At 61.6% G+C, this 19581-nt stretch carries 21 protein-coding genes; 9 read left to right on the top strand and 12 right to left on the bottom strand.

The window, feature by feature from the left end; all coding sequences use genetic code 11:
* Positions 1–246: 246 nt before the first annotated feature.
* Positions 247–567, bottom strand: a complete 321-nt coding sequence (locus tag JST30_12730) for a GIY-YIG nuclease family protein (GenBank protein MBS1715191.1) — start codon at positions 565–567, stop codon at positions 247–249.
* Positions 568–1162: 595 nt separating this feature from the next.
* Here JST30_12730 and JST30_12725 point away from each other — a divergent pair.
* A complete protein-coding gene (locus JST30_12725; protein MBS1715190.1) occupies positions 1163–1480 on the top strand; it encodes a hypothetical protein in 318 nt (105 codons plus the stop codon).
* Here the strand turns inward: JST30_12725 and JST30_12720 are convergent.
* A complete protein-coding gene (locus JST30_12720) occupies positions 1462–1977 on the bottom strand; it encodes a hypothetical protein (protein ID MBS1715189.1) in 516 nt (171 codons plus the stop codon). The genes JST30_12725 and JST30_12720 overlap by 19 nt on opposite strands.
* A 537-nt stretch (positions 1978–2514) precedes the next feature.
* Here JST30_12720 and JST30_12715 point away from each other — a divergent pair.
* The 4 genes from JST30_12715 (at position 2515) to JST30_12700 (ending at position 7724) form a co-directional block, all read left to right on the top strand.
* On the top strand, positions 2515–5679 hold the full coding sequence (locus JST30_12715; GenBank protein ID MBS1715188.1) for a metallophosphoesterase: 3165 nt from the start codon (positions 2515–2517) through the stop codon (positions 5677–5679).
* Between the two features lie 421 nt (positions 5680–6100).
* Positions 6101–6739, top strand: a complete 639-nt coding sequence (locus tag JST30_12710; protein ID MBS1715187.1) for a hypothetical protein — start codon at positions 6101–6103, stop codon at positions 6737–6739.
* Positions 6740–6882: 143 nt separating this feature from the next.
* On the top strand, positions 6883–7452 hold the full coding sequence (locus JST30_12705; protein MBS1715186.1) for a hypothetical protein: 570 nt from the start codon (positions 6883–6885) through the stop codon (positions 7450–7452).
* Between the two features lie 74 nt (positions 7453–7526).
* Complete coding sequence (locus JST30_12700) at positions 7527–7724, top strand: hypothetical protein (GenBank protein MBS1715185.1); 198 nt, start codon at positions 7527–7529, stop codon at positions 7722–7724.
* Positions 7725–7764: 40 nt separating this feature from the next.
* Here the strand turns inward: JST30_12700 and JST30_12695 are convergent, their stop codons facing one another.
* A complete protein-coding gene (locus tag JST30_12695; GenBank protein ID MBS1715184.1) occupies positions 7765–9276 on the bottom strand; it encodes a hypothetical protein in 1512 nt (503 codons plus the stop codon).
* A gap of 406 nt (positions 9277–9682) precedes the next feature.
* Here JST30_12695 and JST30_12690 point away from each other — a divergent pair, with 406 nt between their 5' ends.
* The 3 genes from JST30_12690 (at position 9683) to JST30_12680 (ending at position 11266) form a co-directional block, all read left to right on the top strand.
* The gene (locus JST30_12690; protein MBS1715183.1) at positions 9683–10003 is read left to right on the top strand and encodes a hypothetical protein; all 321 of its coding nucleotides are present in this window, start codon (positions 9683–9685) and stop codon (positions 10001–10003) included.
* A gap of 187 nt (positions 10004–10190) precedes the next feature.
* Positions 10191–10388, top strand: a complete 198-nt coding sequence (locus tag JST30_12685) for a hypothetical protein (GenBank protein MBS1715182.1) — start codon at positions 10191–10193, stop codon at positions 10386–10388.
* Positions 10389–10567: 179 nt separating this feature from the next.
* Positions 10568–11266, top strand: a complete 699-nt coding sequence (locus JST30_12680; protein MBS1715181.1) for a hypothetical protein — start codon at positions 10568–10570, stop codon at positions 11264–11266.
* 256 nt (positions 11267–11522) lie between these two features.
* On the opposite strand, the gene JST30_12675 is transcribed toward JST30_12680, so the two are convergent.
* The 4 genes from JST30_12675 to JST30_12660 form a co-directional block, all read right to left on the bottom strand.
* Positions 11523–12008 (bottom strand): hypothetical protein, encoded by a 486-nt coding sequence (locus JST30_12675; protein MBS1715180.1) that lies wholly within the window; start codon positions 12006–12008, stop codon positions 11523–11525.
* 65 nt (positions 12009–12073) lie between these two features.
* On the bottom strand, positions 12074–12664 hold the full coding sequence (locus JST30_12670; GenBank protein ID MBS1715179.1) for a DUF1211 domain-containing protein: 591 nt from the start codon (positions 12662–12664) through the stop codon (positions 12074–12076).
* Positions 12665–12702: 38 nt separating this feature from the next.
* Positions 12703–13443, bottom strand: coding sequence for a hypothetical protein (locus tag JST30_12665; protein ID MBS1715178.1), 741 nt, complete (start codon positions 13441–13443; stop codon positions 12703–12705).
* A gap of 59 nt (positions 13444–13502) precedes the next feature.
* A complete protein-coding gene (locus JST30_12660; protein MBS1715177.1) occupies positions 13503–14294 on the bottom strand; it encodes a DUF817 domain-containing protein in 792 nt (263 codons plus the stop codon).
* Positions 14295–14390: 96 nt separating this feature from the next.
* Here JST30_12660 and JST30_12655 point away from each other — a divergent pair, with 96 nt between their 5' ends.
* The gene (locus JST30_12655; GenBank protein MBS1715176.1) at positions 14391–14990 is read left to right on the top strand and encodes a hypothetical protein; all 600 of its coding nucleotides are present in this window, start codon (positions 14391–14393) and stop codon (positions 14988–14990) included.
* On the opposite strand, the gene JST30_12650 is transcribed toward JST30_12655, so the two are convergent.
* From JST30_12650 to mntR, 5 genes are read right to left on the bottom strand one after another with little or no spacing between them, the layout of a single operon-like run.
* The gene (locus JST30_12650) at positions 14974–15555 is read right to left on the bottom strand and encodes a nucleotidyltransferase family protein (GenBank protein ID MBS1715175.1); all 582 of its coding nucleotides are present in this window, start codon (positions 15553–15555) and stop codon (positions 14974–14976) included. The genes JST30_12655 and JST30_12650 overlap by 17 nt on opposite strands.
* A complete protein-coding gene (locus tag JST30_12645; protein ID MBS1715174.1) occupies positions 15548–16525 on the bottom strand; it encodes an XdhC family protein in 978 nt (325 codons plus the stop codon). Before JST30_12645 ends, JST30_12650 begins: the two co-directional genes overlap by 8 nt.
* Entirely contained in the window at positions 16525–18570 is a 2046-nt protein-coding gene (locus JST30_12640) for a xanthine dehydrogenase family protein molybdopterin-binding subunit (GenBank protein ID MBS1715173.1), read from the bottom strand. The genes JST30_12645 and JST30_12640 overlap by 1 nt, the downstream gene beginning before the upstream one ends.
* On the bottom strand, positions 18567–19034 hold the full coding sequence (locus tag JST30_12635; protein ID MBS1715172.1) for a (2Fe-2S)-binding protein: 468 nt from the start codon (positions 19032–19034) through the stop codon (positions 18567–18569). Before JST30_12635 ends, JST30_12640 begins: the two co-directional genes overlap by 4 nt.
* Before the next feature lie 56 nt (positions 19035–19090).
* Entirely contained in the window at positions 19091–19501 is a 411-nt protein-coding gene (mntR, locus tag JST30_12630) for a manganese-binding transcriptional regulator MntR (GenBank protein ID MBS1715171.1), read from the bottom strand.
* Positions 19502–19581: the final 80 nt, after the last annotated feature.

Here is a 19581-nt window from a genome sequence, read left to right as displayed (position 1 = left end):
CGGTCGGTCGGGATGACGTGGCGCATGGGGTGTGGGGCGAACCCTGGTCACGTCATCCCGAGCGAAGCCGAGGACTCTCAGATTCGTCATCCCGAGCGAAGTCGAGGGACCTCCGGGGTTCTGCAAACTAAAGGGAATGAGAGGTCCCTCCGCTCCCTGCGGTCGGTCGGGATGACGTATCTACAAGGGTGAAGCGACAAAACCAGATCGCGTCATCCCGAGCGAAGTCGAGGGACCTCCGGGTAGCTAGCCGGACGCTGAGTCGAAAGAACCGCCGTACCAATCCGCCGCTAAATCTCTCCAGTCAGGGTTCGACGACTCCACGAGCCTGACCTTCTTTTCGCGCCTCCAATTCTTGATCTGCTTTTCTCTTGCGATGGCTTCGGTCACGTCGGTGAACTCCTCGGACCACACGAGCTTGTTGCAGCGATACTTCTTGCTGAAGCCTTCGAACTCGCCGGTCTTGTGCTGCCAGACGCGGCCGACGATATCGGTGGTCACGCCCGTGTACAGCGTCCCCGATGAGCTCGCAAGGATGTAAACGTAAGACCGCGGCTTTCTACCGATCGATCAGGCTACCTTCCGGAGGCCCCTCCGCTCCCTGAAGTCGGTCGGGATGACGCGACCCTAAGTGAGGGGGCTCAAACTCTGATCACGTCATCCCGAGCGAAGTCGAGGGACCTCCGGATCCCGTTGGCAGCGCACAAAGGGAGGTCCCTCCGCTCCCTTCGGTCGGTCGGGATGACGCGACCTTAAGTGAGGGAGCCCAAACACTGATCATGTCATCCCGAGCGAAGTCGAGGGACCTCCGAAAGTCGGTGCAGCAAAAGGGAGGTCCCTCCGCTCCCTGCGGTCGGTCGGGATGACGTGCCTCTGAGGCTGCGGCAGAACCTGATCACGGCGTCCTGTACGTTGCCCAGTACCTTCAGATCACGTCATCCCGAGCGAAGTCGAGGGACCTCCGATCCCTGCAAACGATTGGGAACGGGGGGTCCCTCCAAGCACTGCGGACGGTCAGGACGACGCGTTCTTCAGTGAGGGAGCCCGGACACCGATCATGTCACCCCGAGCGAAGCCGAGGGATCTCCGTCTTCCGTTGGCAGCGCACAAAGGGAGGTCCCTCCGCTCCCTTCGGTCGGTCGGGATGACGTGGCCGAAAGACATGCGCTCTTCCGCGCAGAGTCCTTGCTTTGAAGCGAAGCTCTCCCGCTTTGAAGCGAAGCTCTCCCGCTTTGAAGCGAAGCTCCATTGCTTTGAAGCGACGCTCCATTGCTATGAAGCGAAGCTCCATTGCTTTGAAGCGAAGCTCCATTGCTTTGAAGCGAAGCTCCATTGCTTTGAAGCGAAGCTCTCTCGCTTTGAAGCGAAGCTCCATTGCTTCAAAGAAAAACCTTCCCGCGGGGCGCGTTTGAACCTGAGACCAGGTTTCGGGGCTCGAAAACGCCCTCGGCAGGGTCCGCCTCAGTCCCTGAGCAGGTGATTGAAAACGAAGTACACGCCGAAGGCCGCGAAAGCCAGAACGACGATCGAGCAACCACAGAAGGTCACGACGCAGGCTGTTTGAGACAAGTCGGACCGGTTCCGGCCTGGGTCGCCGAACGCCGGCACCGTCAGGCCGCGGCGCCGGCACTCCTCGATCTGCTCTTCGATGCGCCTTCGCGCGTATCCGTCGCCGAAGTCCGCCGGCGGCCCCTTTAACTTGAGCCGGTGGAGGATCCTCTGGGGGTCCTCGCCGCAGTCGGCGACGAACAGGGCGACCGCCTCCCATTGGCCGTCGTCCAACTCCTCGGACAAGAACCAAAACCGCCCCGCCTCACGCGGATAGCCGAGTTTCCAGTACACGTCGCCGAGCCGCCGGCGGACGTCGAGGTCGAAAGGAAAGGCCGTGAGGAGACCGTGGAGCCTGTCGCGCGCAGGCCCGAGCTTCCCCTCGGCGATGTCGCGTTCGATCCGCTCCCACGTCTCAGCTTTGGGCACGACGGATTATGTGACGTGCGGGACGGTTGGCCCGGTCTGGCAACGTCGCTCACGATGAAACCGTCCGTTTCCGGACCCGTTGCAGGCCGGGTCGGGTGGCCCGACCAAGGGGTGACCTCCTTCCGGATGGTCCGGTTGCCAGGACACAGGGAAGGCCCGAATCAGATCGCTTGGAGTCCACCGTCCCGAGCGGTGCTGGAACGTTCAGATTCGTCATCCCGAGCGACGTCGAGGGACCTCCGGATGCAGACGTGCACCGCGTGACGCGAAGACTTGTCTTCGTGCCACGGAAACACGCTTCGCAAACACGTTTGTGCCGTAGAATGAGGACGTGAGGCGACGAATCTTCATCCACCGTCTCGGGAGTGGAGAGCACACGTTCCTTCGGAACCGGGGTGAACCGGCACGGTCGTCCGGATCACCCCGGCCACCCAGGAGGAGGTTACCCATGGTCGGGCCACCCGCCGCAAGCTTGTGGCTGGAGTACACGGGCTGCAAAACCACGTTCATCTCTTGGGGGACGCTACATTGAGAATCTTGCTACTTCACCTCAGCGACCTTCACTTTGATGGCGCTGGTACGAACGCCGCAATCCAACGTGCACCAGAGATTGCCAAGGCTGCTTTGGGTGATATTCCCGGAGTCGGAGCCGTCCTTTGTTTGGTCACCGGAGATCTTACGGACAAGGGGGATCCCGAAGGTTACTCCTGGGTGGAAATGTTCTTCGCAGATCTTCAGGATTCTCTCAAGACGTTTCAACCCAATATCGAGTATTTGGGTGAGATTTACGTTCCAGGGAACCACGACATAACGCGGCCCGAGGACGCGAAGGATCTATTTGGGCTCACGACCGCTCTGACCAACCTCCGACATCCCAGGAACTTACTTGGGCCCGGCTCGGTCGAGGTTGCGATTGCCTTAGAAGCGCAGGCAAAGTTCTTTGAGTTCGAGAAGGCGCGAACTGGACGATCAAGTGACTCTGTCACTGAGAAACTAAGCTGGGTGCGGACATTCAAAATTGACAACGCAAATCTTGAGATCGTGTGTCTGAATACATCCTTTGCCTGCTTGGATGAACATGATCAAGGTCTCTTGAGCAGCTACTGGCCCGAGGATTTGAGCGTAACTGATGGATCGTTTCGGATCTGCCTAATGCACCATCCTTGGAATTGGTTGAAGATTGAGAACGGCAGGGGCATTCAGAAGCATTTGCAGGGGTTTTCAGATTTGGTTCTCTCCGGACACGAGCACGATGGCCAAGAGTACGTCAGGCACTCCAAGGCTTCCGGTGAGACGATCTTTTTCGAAGCCGACGCCCTGATCCCGCCCAAGGGTCCAGGCAGCCAAGGATTCTCAACAATTGCACTTGACTTTGATACTGGTCAGCGCCGAACCAGCACTTTCCTCTGGCACGACAATCGTTACGTGCCAGGAGCAGCTCAAGACTGGTTCAACATGCGCCGTGATGTCGGTGTCACAGACGGCTTCATGGTCACAGACAAGTTTCTTGACTTCCTGGATGACCCTGGAATGTCGACAGGTGGAGTTAATGGTACCATCCGTTTGGCCGATGTCTTCGTTTACCCGAAGCTCCGGGATGTTACTTTTGAGACCCATCGGGCTCAGCAGCAAGGTAAGGGGCCAACTGGCCCCGTGACTCCCGTGAGGAATAGGACGGCCGCTAACGCTAAGGGACCGCAGGTTGAATCGAGGCCAGTAACCACAGTCACGAAGGATGAGACGAAAATTGATCGAATTATCCCGGCCTCAGATGCAATTTCGAAGCTCGCGACGGAACCTCGAATGCTGGTTGTCGGGGAGAGTAAGTCCGGAAAGACGACTTTGCTCCGCAAGCTGTTTGCGGACTTGAGGTCGATGGGCAAGGTGCCACTGGTGCTGTGTCCGCACGATCTCGGATCACCAGAAATTGATAGCGTACATGCTGCCCTGGCCAAACGCGCAGTCGAGCAATACGGAGAAGGGGCCGATACCAAGTTCCTCCAAGTGCCGATTGAGAAGAGGGCAATCTTGATTGATGAGTTCCAGGAAGTCAAGCTCAAGTCTGAGCAGCTAAAGACTCTTTTAAACAGCATCGAGTCTCTATCGGGTATGACCATCCTTTTCGGTGACGAGTTGTCTGTTCTTCGTCACGTATGGGCCGCGTTCAAGGACCACACGATCCTCAACTTCAGAATCTACAGAATGCTCCCACTGGACGGAGCCCAACAGAAAGAGATCGCCAGAAAGGTACATAACGTCCAGGTAGCTTACACAGATGATGTTCAAGTCAACGAGGCGTTGGTCCAGCTTGAACGTAACTTGGACGGGATCTTGGGTCAGATGACAGTCACCCCACTCCCTGGTGACGTGAAGGCCATTGTTCGTGATTTGATCTCACAGCAGACTTCAACGGCCGAATACGGTGCGTTCGGGTTCTTCTATGATCGCATGGTTCGGAATGACCTGTCTGACGGGGTGGCGAATGCCGGGAAAGATGCACAGGAAATACAGCTCAATGCTCTCATGGACTTCCTGACCGAACTCTCGTTCACGATGTACTTAGAGCGGACTTTCTACGTCACGGACGAACAGATCAACCAAGTCATCGCCCTGTTCCACAAAGAGAAGATTCCGTTGGAGAGATCACAGTTGCTGGCGGTCTTAAACCGTGCAAGGATGATCGTCCAGGACGACTCAGGCTACAAGTTCCGTGAGCGATACCAGCGGTATTACTTCATGGCCACGCGACTTAAGGACATGCTTGGTGATGAGGACACGCAAGAGGATGGCCGGGCCATTCTGATGGCAATGGTAGAGACCCTGCACGAGCAAGAAAGCGCTGACGTGATCCTGTTCACGATCTACTTGACCAGGAGCCCCTGGCTGATGAAGCAGGTCATCACCAAGGCTCATACAGTCCTGGGGAAGCTGGATGAATGCGACATGAGTACGTCGTTCGACTTTGCCCAGGTTGACAAGCACAAGCAGAAATCCGAACTAGAGATCTATGAAGGGATCGATGTGGATGACCACCACCACTCGACCTCGGCTGAAAGCGACGACGATCTGGATGAGCAACTTTTGCTGACCATTAAGAGCATGTCAGAGGCGTTCAATACGATCAACATCATCGGACAGGCTCTACGCAATTACTCGACAAAAATCAAGCTCGAAATTCGGGAGGGACTGGCCGAGGAGTGCTACGGCCTAGCGCTGAGGGCCCTGACAGCCTTCATCGGACTGGTCGAGCAGGGACAGGGTGAACTTATCAGCTTGGCGCGAAAGCATCTGAAGGTGAACATTGACCCGACTAAGGAGAACCAACTCGCATCGACGTTGTTGGGTGTTTGTAGTTTCGGCATAGTCAGACGCACCACACTTGCACTGGCATCTCCCCACCTCGCTGATACACTTTATGGCGTGAGGGCCGATGCCACAAGCGTCTCATCAAGGATGATCAGAACAAGCCTGCTCCTTGACCTGAAGAGAATTGAGGACACCGCAGTAGCCGCATTCTATGAGAACCTGGATGGTAACCCTATTGCTAGAAATGTTCTGACAAACGTTGTGGTAACGAATCTGAGGACATTTGATTCAACCCACAATCGCCGTCAATCCCTGTGTGCTGCGGTTAAGGTAGACCCGAACATGCCTGCCCTTTTTGGGTCTCCGTTCAAGCCGAGGCTTGCTGGCGAAAAGTGAATTAATATCCGGCAAGTGGCCTGATCAAGGCTGACCTCCTCCTGGGTGGCCGGGGTGAACCGGATGGTCGTGCCGGTTGCACCCCGGTTCCGAAGGAGCCGGCCCGGTCCGACGGCTCCCGTCACGACTTGCGGCAAGCCGGCCATGCAGCAAGAGAAGGGGAGAGGTCCCTCCGCTCCCTGCGGTCGGTCGGGACGACGTAACCCCAAAGGGCCGAGCGGGCCTGACGCCACCAAGTCCGCCGCAGCATCAAAATCGAAGACTTTTGCAAACTGCACCCTCCTGTGCCCTAAGGAATCCTTCGCGCCCTACCAAGACTCCCTAACAGGCGCAAGGCGCGGAGCCGGAAAAGATGCCAGGGCCAGGTCCGATACCCGTCCCCCCGGCAAAGAAGGCCCCACGGAAACGAAGGAACAGCACAATGGCAGACTACAACAAACTCAGCGACTCACAACTGGCCGATTGGCTGGCCAACCTGGCCACGGTGGCAGCGGCGAATTCCGGGGTCCTCGGACTCACTCCGCCTCAGATCGCCCAATTGAACACGGCGAACACCGCCTATGCCGCCTCGCTCGCGAACAAGATCGCCAAGGCGAACGACGCGAAGGTGGCGACGATGGGGAAGAACGACCAGCGCGCGAGCAGCCTGTTGACGGTCCGCACCTTCGCGAACCAGTGGCAGGCGAACCCGAGCGTCCCCGATTCGCTCATCCAGCAGCTCGGGCTCAACGTCCACGCCGACGACCCGACCGAGCGCCCGGTCTATCAGCCCGTGAACCTCGTGGCGAACGGCTGCGACCAGGTGAACAGCCTCGTCTGGGGCAAGAACGGCAATTTCCCGAACACGGTCTACATGATCGAGTGGCAACTGCCGGGCGGGGAGTGGGAGATCCTCGACAGCACGATGAAGACGAGGTACGACCATGAGGGCACGACCGCGGGCGAGCAGGTCAGCTACCGCGTCTACGCCCAGCGCGGTGCGAAGAAGTCGCTGTTCTCGAACGTCTCGACGGTGTTCTCCGGCGGTATGCCGGGCAGCGGCGAGCTGAAGGTGGCGTAGACGACGGTTGTTTTCTGGACAGTCGGCATGGTGGCCCCGCTTCGGCGGGGCCTGTCCTTTTTTGGGGGAGTGCTATCCGACAAGGAAGATTGGCGTTACGATAAGTTCGTCGAAGTTAGCGTCGGGGCCAAACAGGCGACGGTTTGGCACCGTCACAAACGGACATGGTGCTCGTCCCCATTCTCGCATCGACACTGTTGGCGCCCGTCAACCCTGCCATCGTCAAGCCGAAGAACCTGAACCTGAAGCAGATCACGCAGCCTTGTGTGATGTTGACCGGTCAGCGCGGCGACTCGGTGGAAGCGGCAGCCGCGCACTTCGTCCAGTTCCTCTCGAACAACGGCACGATCACGACGTGCGTGCACGACTCGATCGTTTTCCCCGGGGAGAACCGCATCGACGTGGACACCGACGCTTGGAGGAACGAATCGTTCGGAAGCGGATTCATGCAGTCGTTCGACCTGCCCGTCGGAAGCCGGTTCGACTATTGGATCGTGGTCGAATTCGGAACGGTGCGATCGGGGCCGGTGCGCACTTCGGGTGAGTTCCTGGATACGACCGATCGGACGTACAACGGCGGATTCTACGAACACGTCACGGTGCCGGTCACGGAGCCGTGCGGCGGCATCGCGTTCGAATCGTTGACCGAAGGTCCGTGTCGTTTCCGTGTGACGAGGATGCGTTACACGCCGCCGAACGTGGGGTCGGGCTAGGGCGCAACACCGCGCAAGACGACAGGTCCGTCTAGTTCTACAACCCTTCTGCCCTTTGACGCGTAACTTTGTCCGTGAAGGAAGGAGAACGCAAGGAGCGGAGGTTCGGGCAGGCCTTGCACACGGGGATCTCGCTGTTCACGTCGGTCGGTGTCGCGGTGGCGGTGCAGATTTCGTGGGCGATCAACCACTCGATCGGCTGGGCGGTGTGGCACGGGCTTCTCGGATGGATCTACGTGATCTATCGCTGGATCGTCGGCGTGCCGAACTAAGCCGCCGTCGTTCCGTCCGGGATCCTGACGGGCGCCCCTACTAAGGGCGGCCCGTCTTGCGCACGCCCTCGGAACGCAGCGCCACATCGTATGAAACCCCCTTTTCGGCAGGCTGCCCATAAAGTTCGGGATGCTGGTACGTGCCGTTTTCCGGTCCGACTTTCTGCACCTCGGTCTTCGGTCTTCGGTGGCGGACGTAAGGGTCGTTGCGGTCTGCGTCGACGCGCCAGGAGACCTTCGTCCGAGGCGCGCTGGTGCGGATTTGGAACCGGTTGCCTCGGATCTCTTTGCTGACTTTGGCGAGGACGAAGCCGTCGGCGTCCGCGTCGTCGACGACCGTCAACTGGTACTTGAAGTTGGCGTTGATGTCGGCGAAGTAGGAGGGGAGTTCGACCCAGGCGTAGCCGTCCGCGCCGGTCACGACATTGCCGACATAGAAGTTCTGCGGCATCGGGCTTTCGGTGGAGTAATGGAACAGGTACCTATGGGCCGGGTCGGCGGGATGGTCGATACGGAAGGCCTTCGTTCCGGACGCGCCGAAGTCCCCTTCGGCATAGATCGAGATGCCGTTCGGGCTCCAAGACTTTCCGTAGACGCCATAGTTCACGCCGGTGGTGCTGAAGCCCGAGCCGTACAATCCTTTTCCGGTCGAGCTGTCGCTTTGAGCGATCGCGCCAAAAGAGTTCCCGGTCGTTGAGGTGGCCCACCCGGAAAGGGCACGGGCCGACGAACTGTCGGCCACGCCTCTGACTCCAAAACTGACTCCGGACGTGGCGAGCGACGAACCAAAGACCGCTGCACCGCTCGGACTGTCCACGATGCCGGAGACCCCGATCGTCGCCCCGGTCACGGCGGTGGCTTCTCCCTGGACTCCGATGCCGGTCGTGCTAGCGGCCGTGCCTTTGACGCCGACGGTCGACCCCGTCGAGGCTGTGGCGGTCCCTTCGGCGCCGAAGCCCGAGGTGCTCGAACTTTGAAAACGGCCGCCATACGTCGTTCCCGTCGACGAACCGGCCAGGGCGTAGATCCCGCGACCGGACGAACTCTCGCTTTCGAAACGTCCGCCGTACGTCGTCCCGGTCGCCGCGGACGCCCAGCCGAAGACGCCCCGACCGGACGTGCTCGGACTCGTCCCATAGACTCCGTAAACGGACCCGGTCGCTGCGCTCGCTTCACCGGAGACCCCGCTCGAGCCCAGCGCGGTCGACCCGTTCGCGCCCTTGATGACGGCCTGACTGCTCGAAACGCCGGACACGTTCAAGGGGTTGGGCACGGCTTGGAGGAACGCCGTGGAGTTCAGACCGTCGAGCAGGTCGGCGTTGACGTTCGTCAGGCCCGCCCCTCCTCCTTTGAACTGTCCGGCGATCGCTGTTCCGGTGACGTTGGAGTGGCCGCTTTGCGGAGTGCCTGGCGTCGTCTGCTGGACTTGGACAAAGGGTGGCACGACGGCGATCTGGGCGCGCACAGGGCGGGCGGCTACGATCAGACATGCGGTGGCGATCAGGGCCATTGAGGCCAGAGTCAGCGGAACGGCGGTCGTCGGTCGAGGCATTAAGGGTCTCCGGTAGCTGGGGTCGGAGACCATGGTAACACGGAATAGTCACCGCGTACGACCTCTTCGTGCGATGCAGGCAGACCTGACAGGCCCGCCGATCACATCGGTTCCATCTGCGCAGCCATCACACTCCGTGCGTGGCCCGGACTCCATCCGCCCAGTACTTGAGAGTGGAGCTTCAAGTCGAGGCACCTTAGCTTCCGCAGTTGTGGTCCGCGAACACGGGATGTCTGTGGGACATGGACTGTGAAGGCAGCGAACGGGTGTGCCGCAGTGGCGTCGAATCCCAGATCTGGACTCAAGGGAGATTCTGGCATTACGAAATCTGCCGACGGTCCGACTTGACTTCGAAACTACTGTCGTGATGTTTTAGTAAGATGAAGTGAGGTCCGAGCTCTAACACATGGGAAAGAAGACGAGCCCCGTCATACAGACGCTCCAGAGGCAGCTTTGGCCCGACTCGGTCACGGACTTTCTTTTGTGCACCGGTTATGGCGCGTTCTTCATGGTCTTCTGCCTCGGGACTGTGATCGCACGGATTCCGATCGCGGCAGTGGTCACGTTCGCTCTGAGTGTCGTCCTCATCGTCGCAGGAGTCGGGCTCAAGCGCGAAAGGAGATGGGCTGCGAACGTAGCCTCTGTCGTCTTCTTCTTGACCGGATTCTGGCTGGTCGGTTTCCACTTTCAGAACAGGGCGAACGAACTCGGCCGGCCCGAACGCTAACGGCCTTTCCGGGAACCTCTCGCGTCGAACGGCTTTGCGGCCATTGGTGCCGCCTTCGTCGATAGCGGTGAACCGGCCTCGGTCCGCTCGACCCGGGGCGACGCGAAGATCACGCTTCCGTAGCGGTCGGTCCCGAACCGGCGTCCTCCGCCTCAACCTCAGGTCCACTGAGAGCGTATTCCTGTCCATGAAGGAAGGAGAACGAAAGGAACGTCGTTTCGGGCAGGCCTCGCACACGGGGATCTCGCTGTTCACCTCGGTGGGCGTCGCTGTCGCGGTCCAGATCTCTTGGGCGATCAACCACTCGATCAGCTGGGCGGTGTGGCACGGGCTTCTGGGATGGATCTACGTGATCTATCGCTGGATCGTCGGCGTGCCGCAATAGTGCGGCCTTCTCTCCGGTCCGGCCGATACGGGACCGTCGCCGGAAGACGCCTGGAGCGGGTCGGTAGGTGCAGATGAACGTTCGATGACAGTCCGGACAACCTCCCGTGAAGCGCGGAGATCCACCGGTACGTTGCTTCCGGTCGGCGCAACGGAGCGCCGCCATGAGGGAAGAACGATATGACCACCACCTTTCGGGCGCTCGGCGCCCTGATCGTCGTCGCGACCGCCGTCACGTCCCACGCCGGATATTACAAGCTCTTCGGAAGGGCGAACGAGCAGATCTTCTTCGGGCCGTCCGACAACCAACAGATCGAACAGACCAACGGGATCAAGAACTGGTCGGGCGACGTTCATGGCGAGAACAACACGGACTACGCGGTCGGGCATGTCGACGTCCGGTTCGGATTTCACCGGGGCTCGGTGATGGTCGAGGGGCTGTTCTCGAACGCCTATTGCGAGGCGCGCACGGAAGAAGACGTGACGTTCCGGCACCCCCTCGGACTGCCCGTGACCGTGCAGGCGAATTTGGTCGGAGCGGCGTCGCTCTTCACTCCTGGCGACGTCAGCGTCATGCGGGCGATGTCCGGCCTATCGATCAACGGCGCGGTGCGGGTCTTCTATGAAGACAAGTACATCGGCCTGAGCCACACGACCGTCAGTCCACAACCGTTCACGTTCCAGGTCAACTCTGGCGACACCGTCCGTGTCTACCAGCAGACCATCTTCCAGGTCACCGGCCCGTCGACGGACAAGCTCTACTTCGTGAGTTGCAACGGCGGTATCCAGGCCGAATTGAAGGTCATGACACCGATGGCATCGATGGTCTCGAGCACGGGGAGCAAGTATAAGCCTGTCGTCTCGACCGTGCGGCCCTAATCGCGGGGAAGGAATTTCCCGCCAAGAAGCACTTAAGGGAGGGTTTTCTCGCTAAGACGCAAGGGACATCAAGAAGCGCTAAGGAAGGGTTTTCCCGCCAAGCCGCAAGGACTCAAGGGAGCGCCAAGGAAGGGTTTTCCCGCAAAGACGCAAGGGACTCAAGGGAGCGCCAAGGAAGGGCCATGCAATGTGGCGATCGTGCGCCCACCGCAATGGACGCGAAGGGCGCACGGTCTTGGCCTCAGGGATCAAGCCGTCAGTTCACCTTCAACGTGACTTTGGCGAGGTATTTCTTAAAATTGCCGGAGTGATAGTTGACGTCGCGCTGGTCCCAGCGGATGATCCAGACGTTGTACGTGCCGGCGGGGACTTTGAACATGCCTTCGGTCGAGGCCCACATCGTGGAATCGTCGGCCGATTCGATCATGCGCTCGTCGATGAAGTCGCCGTCGGTAAGGTCGGCGTTCTGCTTGTGGACGACGAAACCGAGATAGCCGCCGAACTTGACGCCTTTCGGGTTCTTGACCAAGATGTTGAACGGCTCGTCGGCCTTCCACGTGTACACGGGCGGCTTTCCTTTTTCGTGCTTTTCAGGGTCGCCCGTCGCACCGACAGGCTTCCAATCGTCGTCGGTGTCCTTACAGATCCAAAGCTTGGCCTTCCCGTTCTCGTCGTGCGCGGCGGCTTCTTGAGCCGGAGATGCGATCGCGGCTAAGGCGACAAGAGCGTGAAGAATGGGCATCCTTGGACTATACCGGCCGACGGGTCTCTCCTGTCCCTTCCCGTCGTCGCGCGGTCCGAATCGGATCAGCGCGCCTCTTCAGACCCGTGCGGTCCGCGCTCGAAGCGCTTGTCCGGCACAAGCCAGATGGCCGCGACGAGCCCATAGAGGGCGCAGCTCGCCCAGGGGAGCGCGAACGCGAGCGGAAGGGAAACGAGGTAGACCGCCGTCGAGAGCTTGCCCTTGACGTCACGTCCGAGCGCGACGGCGACAGGCGAGTCCTTCCCGTTCGCAGCGACGAGTGACTTGGTGAGGACGTAGTAGGCGACGCTCGCCATGAGGAGCACGAAGCCATAGGTGGCGACCGGAAGGGGCGCGAAGCCCGTCTCCCCCATCCACGCCGTCGTGAAGGCGACCAGTGACAGCCAGAACAACAGGTGGTTGTTCGCCCACAGCACGTTGCCCCGGACATGGTGGACGCTTTGGAACATGTGGTGGTGGTTGTTCCAGTAGATCGCGAGGTAGACGAAGCTGAGGACAAAGCCGAGGAACTTCGGCGCGAGAGGAAGGAGGGCTGCCAGCGACGCCTCGTGCGGCGCGCGCAGTTCCAGAACCAAGATCGTGATGTCGATCGCGATCACGGCGTCGGAGAAGGCTTCGATCCGCCCTTTCGTCATGTCTTACGGGGACGGACGGACGTCGCACCCCGTTCGGATCACCAACGCTGTAACGACATGACGAACTCGCCGTTCTTCCGGTCGTACCTCACCACGATCTGGTCCGGACCGATCGACGTCACTTTGCCCTTGTACGCCTGTTTGCTGAACCCGGAATCGACGGTCAGATCGATGACGCCTTCACGCGTGTTCAGCGTGCCCTCGGCGGTCCACGTATCGTCGTTCGGGCTTTCGTTCGCCATGATCACGTGGCACGAGCCGTCCCAATCGAGCGTGACGTACGAGAGGCCCCGGTTCGGCCCGTAGGTGAAGCTGCCCGACCATTCGCCCGCCATCTGGGGCACGCTCAATCGACCGATCTCGCCGAAGGGGCTCTTCAAGGGGTCGCCGACGCGGTGCGCCTGCATCGTGAACTGCGTGTCCTTGACGATCCGGCCGCTCGAATACTGGTCGAGGTCGAGGATCAGACCTTTGCGCTGGACTTTGCCGTCGCCTCGGAACTCGACCTTGGGGCCGGTGCTCCACGCGACCGTCACCGTGGCTTGACCGCTCTTCAACGTCCCCGTGAGCTGGCCGATCCGCCGCTCGCCCGTCATCTGGAGCCATCCTGTGTCCATGAGGACGCCTTTGAGGTTACTGCCGTCGACGAAGACACGGCCCATGCCGCCACCGCCGCGAGAGACGGTCCAAACACCGTTGTACCGGTCCCCCTTCGACTGAACGGCGTCCAGGGCCGGCGACGAAGAAAGGGCGAGGCTCAAGAGAACTGCGGTCGTCATGAAGGGCGCAGGTTACCGCCTCGTGATGCTCAGACCGCACGGTCTGCACGCTCCTCGGATCACGAGATTCCGGTTCCTCGAAGCTTGAAGGTCGCCACGGGCACGATGCCGACAATGACGAGCAGACACCAGGACGACAGTTTGCCGAGTCCCACGGGCGTCCAGCCGTCGACTTGGTCCGGATAGCTCCAAATGTGCAGCCACGTGCACACTTGTTCGGCGAGCCACACGAAGCACCCGATCGCGAAGAAGGCCACGACCATCGGCATCTGCCGTCGGCGCCCTGGGACAGTCGTAAACTCGACTTTCGTCCGTGCGAAGACCGCAAGGACACCCGCTACGATCCACCACCGCGTGTCGGCGAACATCCTGTTGAGGAAGAAGTTGGCGTAGATGGCCGCGCACGCCGCGAACGTCCATGGCCACTTCGGCCAATCGAGGAGCACGAGGCCGAATCGCCGCCAGGCCTGCATGACATAGCTGGCGACGCTTGCGTACATGAACCCGCTGAAGAGCGGGACACCGGCGAACTTCGTCACCGCGTCTCCCGGATACTGCCACGACCCGTGACGGACTTTATAGAGTTCAAGTCCGAGGCCCAGCCCGTGGTATACGGAGATCACGGCGAGTTCTTTCCAGGATTCGAGCCCGCTCGCGACGAGGGCAACCTGCATGCCGAGGCACAGGACGAGAAGGACGTCATAACGGCCGGGTCCCAAGGGTAGCGTCGCCGCACCGGCCGCGAAGATGAAGAGCGGGAAGACGGACGATCGCACCTGGTTGACGAAGAACGTACGGAATTCCCCCTTCTGGTGCCGTCCGATGGCCCGGACGGCCAGCGCTTCACGCATAGCGTCTGTAACCGCAGCCACCGCTAAGAGGTGCCCGTCGCTAGGGCCTGAAACGCTTGCGAGGGCTGAGGCGTCCCTGGGGTTAAGCCCATGGTCGTGTCGAGCCTTCCTTTGTTCGCCTTGTTCGTCCCGTTCTTGACGACGCCCCCTTTGACGGACGACAGCGTAGCGGGCCTCCTTCATCGGAGCGACGTGCAAGCCGAACTCAAAATGACGAAGTCGCAGGTCGAAAAGTGGGAGGCCATCGATCGGATCCGGGCTCCGAAGCGCGGCGGCACCTTTGAACAGGACCCGGTCGTTTTGACCGATCCTGCCGAGCAAGAAAAGAAGGACGCCGAGAGGGAAAAGAAGGCTTGGTCCGTGATCGGTCCGGACCAGTCCGTACGGTTGCGCGAGCTGTTCTTGCAGAGACAAGGCGTTCGGGCTCTTTCGCGCGACGACGTCCAATGGACGCTCGAGTTGACGGATCCCCAAAAGGGCGACGTGCGGAGGGCGAAGACGAAGCGGGACATGGCCCTTCGGACCTTGCTCGATCAGTCCAAACGGGCCAAGCTCGACCCGAAAAGAGTGAGGGACGTCCTTGACGCCGTGGACAAGCAGTTCATCGACGACTTGAACGTGGTCCTGACGTCCGAACAAGCCGACAAGCTCGCTCAGGCAGGCGGTCGCCCCTTCATCTTCAACGATCGGCGGTGACGCCTGCCGGCCCGTCGACGTCTTCCAGTTCCTGAGGACCGACGGCCACCCGGATCACGTGGGAAGCACTTGCTTCTATGACGGCCTTCGCCCCTCGGTCGCCTTGCAGTGCGAGCAACGCATCGCGGTGGGCCGGTCCGAACAGGACAGGGTTCCCGGTCCGACCTTCGGCGCACGGGACGACGATCGCGGACGTGTCACCGGCGCCGCGATAGGCGGCAACGATCATCGAGACGGTCTTTTCCTCGATCCACGGCATGTCGGCCAGAACGATCAGCACCGCACTCTCCGGCCGGACGGATTCGACGCCTGCCCGGATCGAGGTCGACATTCCGACCGCGTAGTCGTTGTTGAGCACATCAACGACGGGTTCCGGCCCTAAAGCGTCCCGGACGCGGTCGGCCTCGTGCCCGAGAACCACGACGACTCGGCCGTCGACCGCATTCCTGACGCGTGAGACCGTCAGCCTGACGAGCGGAACGCCGTCCCGAAGGCACAGGAGCTTGTTCGTCCCGTGGCGGCTGGACAGACCGGCCGCCAGCACGACCGCCGTCACGTCAGCCACGCCGCACCTGGACGATTTCGGCCATGATGCTCAGGGCGATCTCTTCCGGTGTTTCGGCACCGATCTGCAGACCGACAGGCCCTTTGAGACGGGCCAGATCGACGTCTCCGAAACCTGCCGAGCGGAGCCGCTCCAACCGTTCCGCGTGCGTCGTCCGGCCACCGAGAACGCCGATGTAGGCGGCTTCAGAGCGGAGCAAGGCGATCAGGGCCGGATCGTCGATCTTAGGGTCGTGGGTGACGGCGACGGCGTAGGTCGAAGCGTCCGGCCGAAGGTTTCCGACGGCGACGTCCGGCCAGTCCGTTTCGATCGCGTCGGGCGGCACGTCGAACCGCGAGGACACGGCGAACGTGGCCCTTGGTTCGACGACGACGGTTTCAAAACCGAGGGTCCGGGCGAAGGAGACCAACGGGACCGCGATGTGGGCCCCGCCGACGATGATGAGACGCTCGGCCGGGCGACGGACGTCGACGAAGACCTGCACGGCTTCGTCCCAATGTGTGGTCAACGAGGACTCCGAACCGTCAAGGAGCCGAACGGTATGAACCGGTTCCTGGCCAGAAACGTCGGTCGTCCAAACGTAAGGCGTCCGGGAAGCCGTCCATTCTCGGGCCTGGGCCCACACATCCCACTCGGACCGTGTGGAGCTCTGTGCGGGACAGGGTGCCACGAGGACCCGGATTCCTCCTCCGCACGAAAGGCCGACGTCCCAGACGGCGTCCGCGCTCGCCGGTCCGTACTCCAGGAGGGCGTGTCGGCCCGTTTCCAGACAGCCCAGCGCCGCTTGAACGACGGACGTCTCGACGCAGCCGCCGCTGACCGACCCCCAAACGTGTCCGTCTTCACGGACCAGCATGACGGCTCCGGCTTTCCGGGGCGACGACTTCCACGTTTCGACGACGGTCGCCGTCGCCAGCCTGTGTCCGCCGGACGACCATTGGTCGACCGCGTCGAACGTCCGACGGTCCATCAAGCGGTCTGCGTGCCGATCGGCAGTCTCCGTAACCTCTGGCCCGTGGCCGCCGCGATCGCGTTCAAGACCGCCGGCCCTGAAGCAGGGAAGCCGACCTCGCCGATGCCTCCCGGCTGTCCGGTGGCGCCCGTCACGAGGACGTTGTGCTCGGGAGCGTCGGAATGGACCGCCCAGCCCATGTCCCCCCATCCGCTCTGTTCGACCCCGCCGTCTTTGATCGTGACGGCCGACCGGAGGAGCGTCGCGATGCCGTCCATCGTCGCACCTTGGACCTGGGCCTGAACGCCGAGCGGGTTGACGGCAAGGCCGCAGTCGACGACCGACTCCATGCGGCGCACCTTGATCGTCTTGTCGGGCAGGATTTCGACTTCCGCGATCTGTGCGATGAAGGAGCCGTAACCCGCGAAGCACGCGACACCACGGCCACGGCCCTTCGGCAACGGCTTGCCCCATCCAGCGAGTTCGGCCGCCCGGCTCAAGACCGTCTTCAGCCGTTCGTTCTGCAAGAGTTTGAGCCGACCCTCCACGGGGTCTTGTCCGCCCGCGACGAGCAGTTCGTCGAGGAAACACTCTTGGACAAGGTTCTGGTACGTGTTTTCGACCGAGCGCCAGGCGAAGGTCGGCACGGGCGACTCGATGCTGCCGTTCTGCATCCCCGCGTTCGGCAAGGCATAGGCCAGGCGGGCGTTGCCCCAGGCCGCCTCCGACCCCCGGCTCCTGCCCGGCAAGAGGCACTGATGATAGTACGCGGCGGGCAGACCGTCGGCGCCGACCGCGCCTTTCATGGCGTGGTAACTGACCGGACGGAAGCTGTCGTTGCGGATGTCGTCGTCCCGCGACCAGAGCACTTGGACAGGCCCGCCCGCCTTTTTGGACAGGTTGACGGCCTCGCCGATGTAATCGGTCAAGAGACGTCGTCCGAAACCTCCGCCCACGAGCGGAACATGGAGGACGACTTGCTCGGCCGGGATCTTGAGTTGCCTCGCCACCTGTTCGCGCGCGGAGTCCGGGACTTGCGTCGGTGCCCAGATCTCGCACCCGTCGTCGCGGACGTGGGCGGTGCAGTTCATCGGCTCCATCGGGGCATGGGACAGGTAGGGAAGCTCGTACACCGCTTCGATCGCCTTCGATCCGGACGGCATGTCCGGGAACGCGCCGACCGCGGCTTGGAACCGCTTGGTGATCTCGGCCGAGTCGAGGGCAGCATGGGGGCTCTCGGTCCATTCCGTCTTGAGAGCTTCGCGGCCCTTCATCGCCGACCAAGTGTCGTCCGCGAGCACGGCCACCCCGTTTCCGAAGGCGAACACGTCTTTGACGCCGGGCACCGCGCGCGCTTCCTTATCGTCGAACGACTTGAGCGAGGACCCGTAGGCACGCGGTTTGGAGAGCATGGCGACTTTGCAGCCCTTCGGCTTGGAGTCGATCCCGAAAACGGCCTTGCCCGTGACGACGGCGAGGTTGTCGATGCGCCGAGTCGGCTTTCCGACGATCCGGAAGTCCTTGGGATCCTTCAGCGTGACCGAGGACCGCTCCGGGACAGGGAGTTTGGCCGCGGCCTCGGCGAACTCTCCGAAGCCTGCGCTTTGACTGCCGCTCACGATGCGCCCGTTGTCGATCGTGACGGTGTCGACCCCGACGCCCCACTTTTGGGCCGCCGCTTGCCGCAACATGAGGGCCGCGGTCGCGCCCGCGAGGCGCATCGGCTCGTAGGAACCCCTGATGCTCGCGCTGCCGCCGACGCCCTGACGTCCGTATTTCGTTCCGTCTCCGGGCGCTTGGACGACCTTGATCGTCTTCCAGTCGACCCCCAGTTCTTCCGCGACGAGCATCGGCAACGACGTCCGCGTCCCTTGCCCCGTGTCCGGTCGAGGAGCCGTGATCGTGACCTGCCCGTCCGGTCCGATCTGGACGAAGGCGGTCAGTGACCCTCCTTTCAGCTTGCCGTTCCCGAGGCCGAAAGCAGGGAAGTCGCATCCGATGATGAGTCCGCTTCCGGCGACGACGCCGACCTTGAGGAACGACCGGCGGGAAAGGGCGCTCACGCCACGCCTCCCGATTTCGCGGCACGCTTGACCGCGGCCTTGATCCTCTGGTAGGTGCCGCAACGGCAAAGGTTCCGGTCCATGGCCTCGTCGATCTGATGGTCCGAGGGAGACGGCGTTTCCTTGAGGAGGGCGTAGGCGGCCATGATCTGGCCCGACTGACAATAGCCGCATTGCGGCACGTCTTCCTCGATCCAAGCCTTCTGGAGGGCGTGGGTGCCGTCGGCCGGCAGCGATTCGATCGTCAAGACCTGCTTTCCTGCGGCCTCCTCGGCCGTGATCTGGCACGACCTCTTCGCTTCGCCGTCGACGAGCACCGTGCACGCGCCGCAATCGCCGACGCCGCAACCGTACTTCGTCCCGCACAGTCCGAGCGTGTCGCGGAGCACCCACAGGAGCGGCGTGTCCGCCATGACGTCCACGGCTTGGTCTTTGCCGTTGACCTTGAATTTGTACGCAGGCATGATCGATCCTCTGAAACCGACCGTTCCAGTCTATCAGAAGGAAGGGCCGCTTGCGTTCACGGTTTCGGTGTCCGCGCCGTAAAGGCGACCATCGCCGTCAAGGTCGTGTCACTGACGTGGTGCTCGATCCCTTCGGCGTCGATCTCTGCCGTCTCCCGGTCGACCCCGAGCGCGAGCAGGAACGCCACGACCTTGGCGTGCCTGGCTTTGCACTCCTCGGCCAGTGTCCTTCCGGCGTCCGTCAGATTGGCGCTCTTGTACGGCCGCAAAGCGACCAGGCCGGCCGTTTCGAGCCTCTTCAACGTTTTGGAGACCGTCGGATGCGCGACCCCGAACCGTTCGGACAGGTCGGTCAGCCGGGCTTCGCCCTTCTCCTGGATCAACTCGAGGATCGCTTCGACATAGTCCTCGGCGAGCTCCGTGCGGTGGGCGTCCCGGGTCCGGTTGAATCGATGGGCTTCGGACATGCGCCTGTTCCGCCGAGAATTGTACCCATGGCTACACTTTCGCGTCAGGGTTGTGCTATGCTGGTCAGAAGTTAGCCTAG

Source organism: Armatimonadota bacterium (genome assembly GCA_018268395.1).
Lineage (GTDB): Bacteria > Armatimonadota > Fimbriimonadia > Fimbriimonadales > Fimbriimonadaceae > JAEURO01.
Note: the sequence above shows the minus strand (reverse complement) of the source record. Positions and strands in the feature narration are given on the sequence as shown.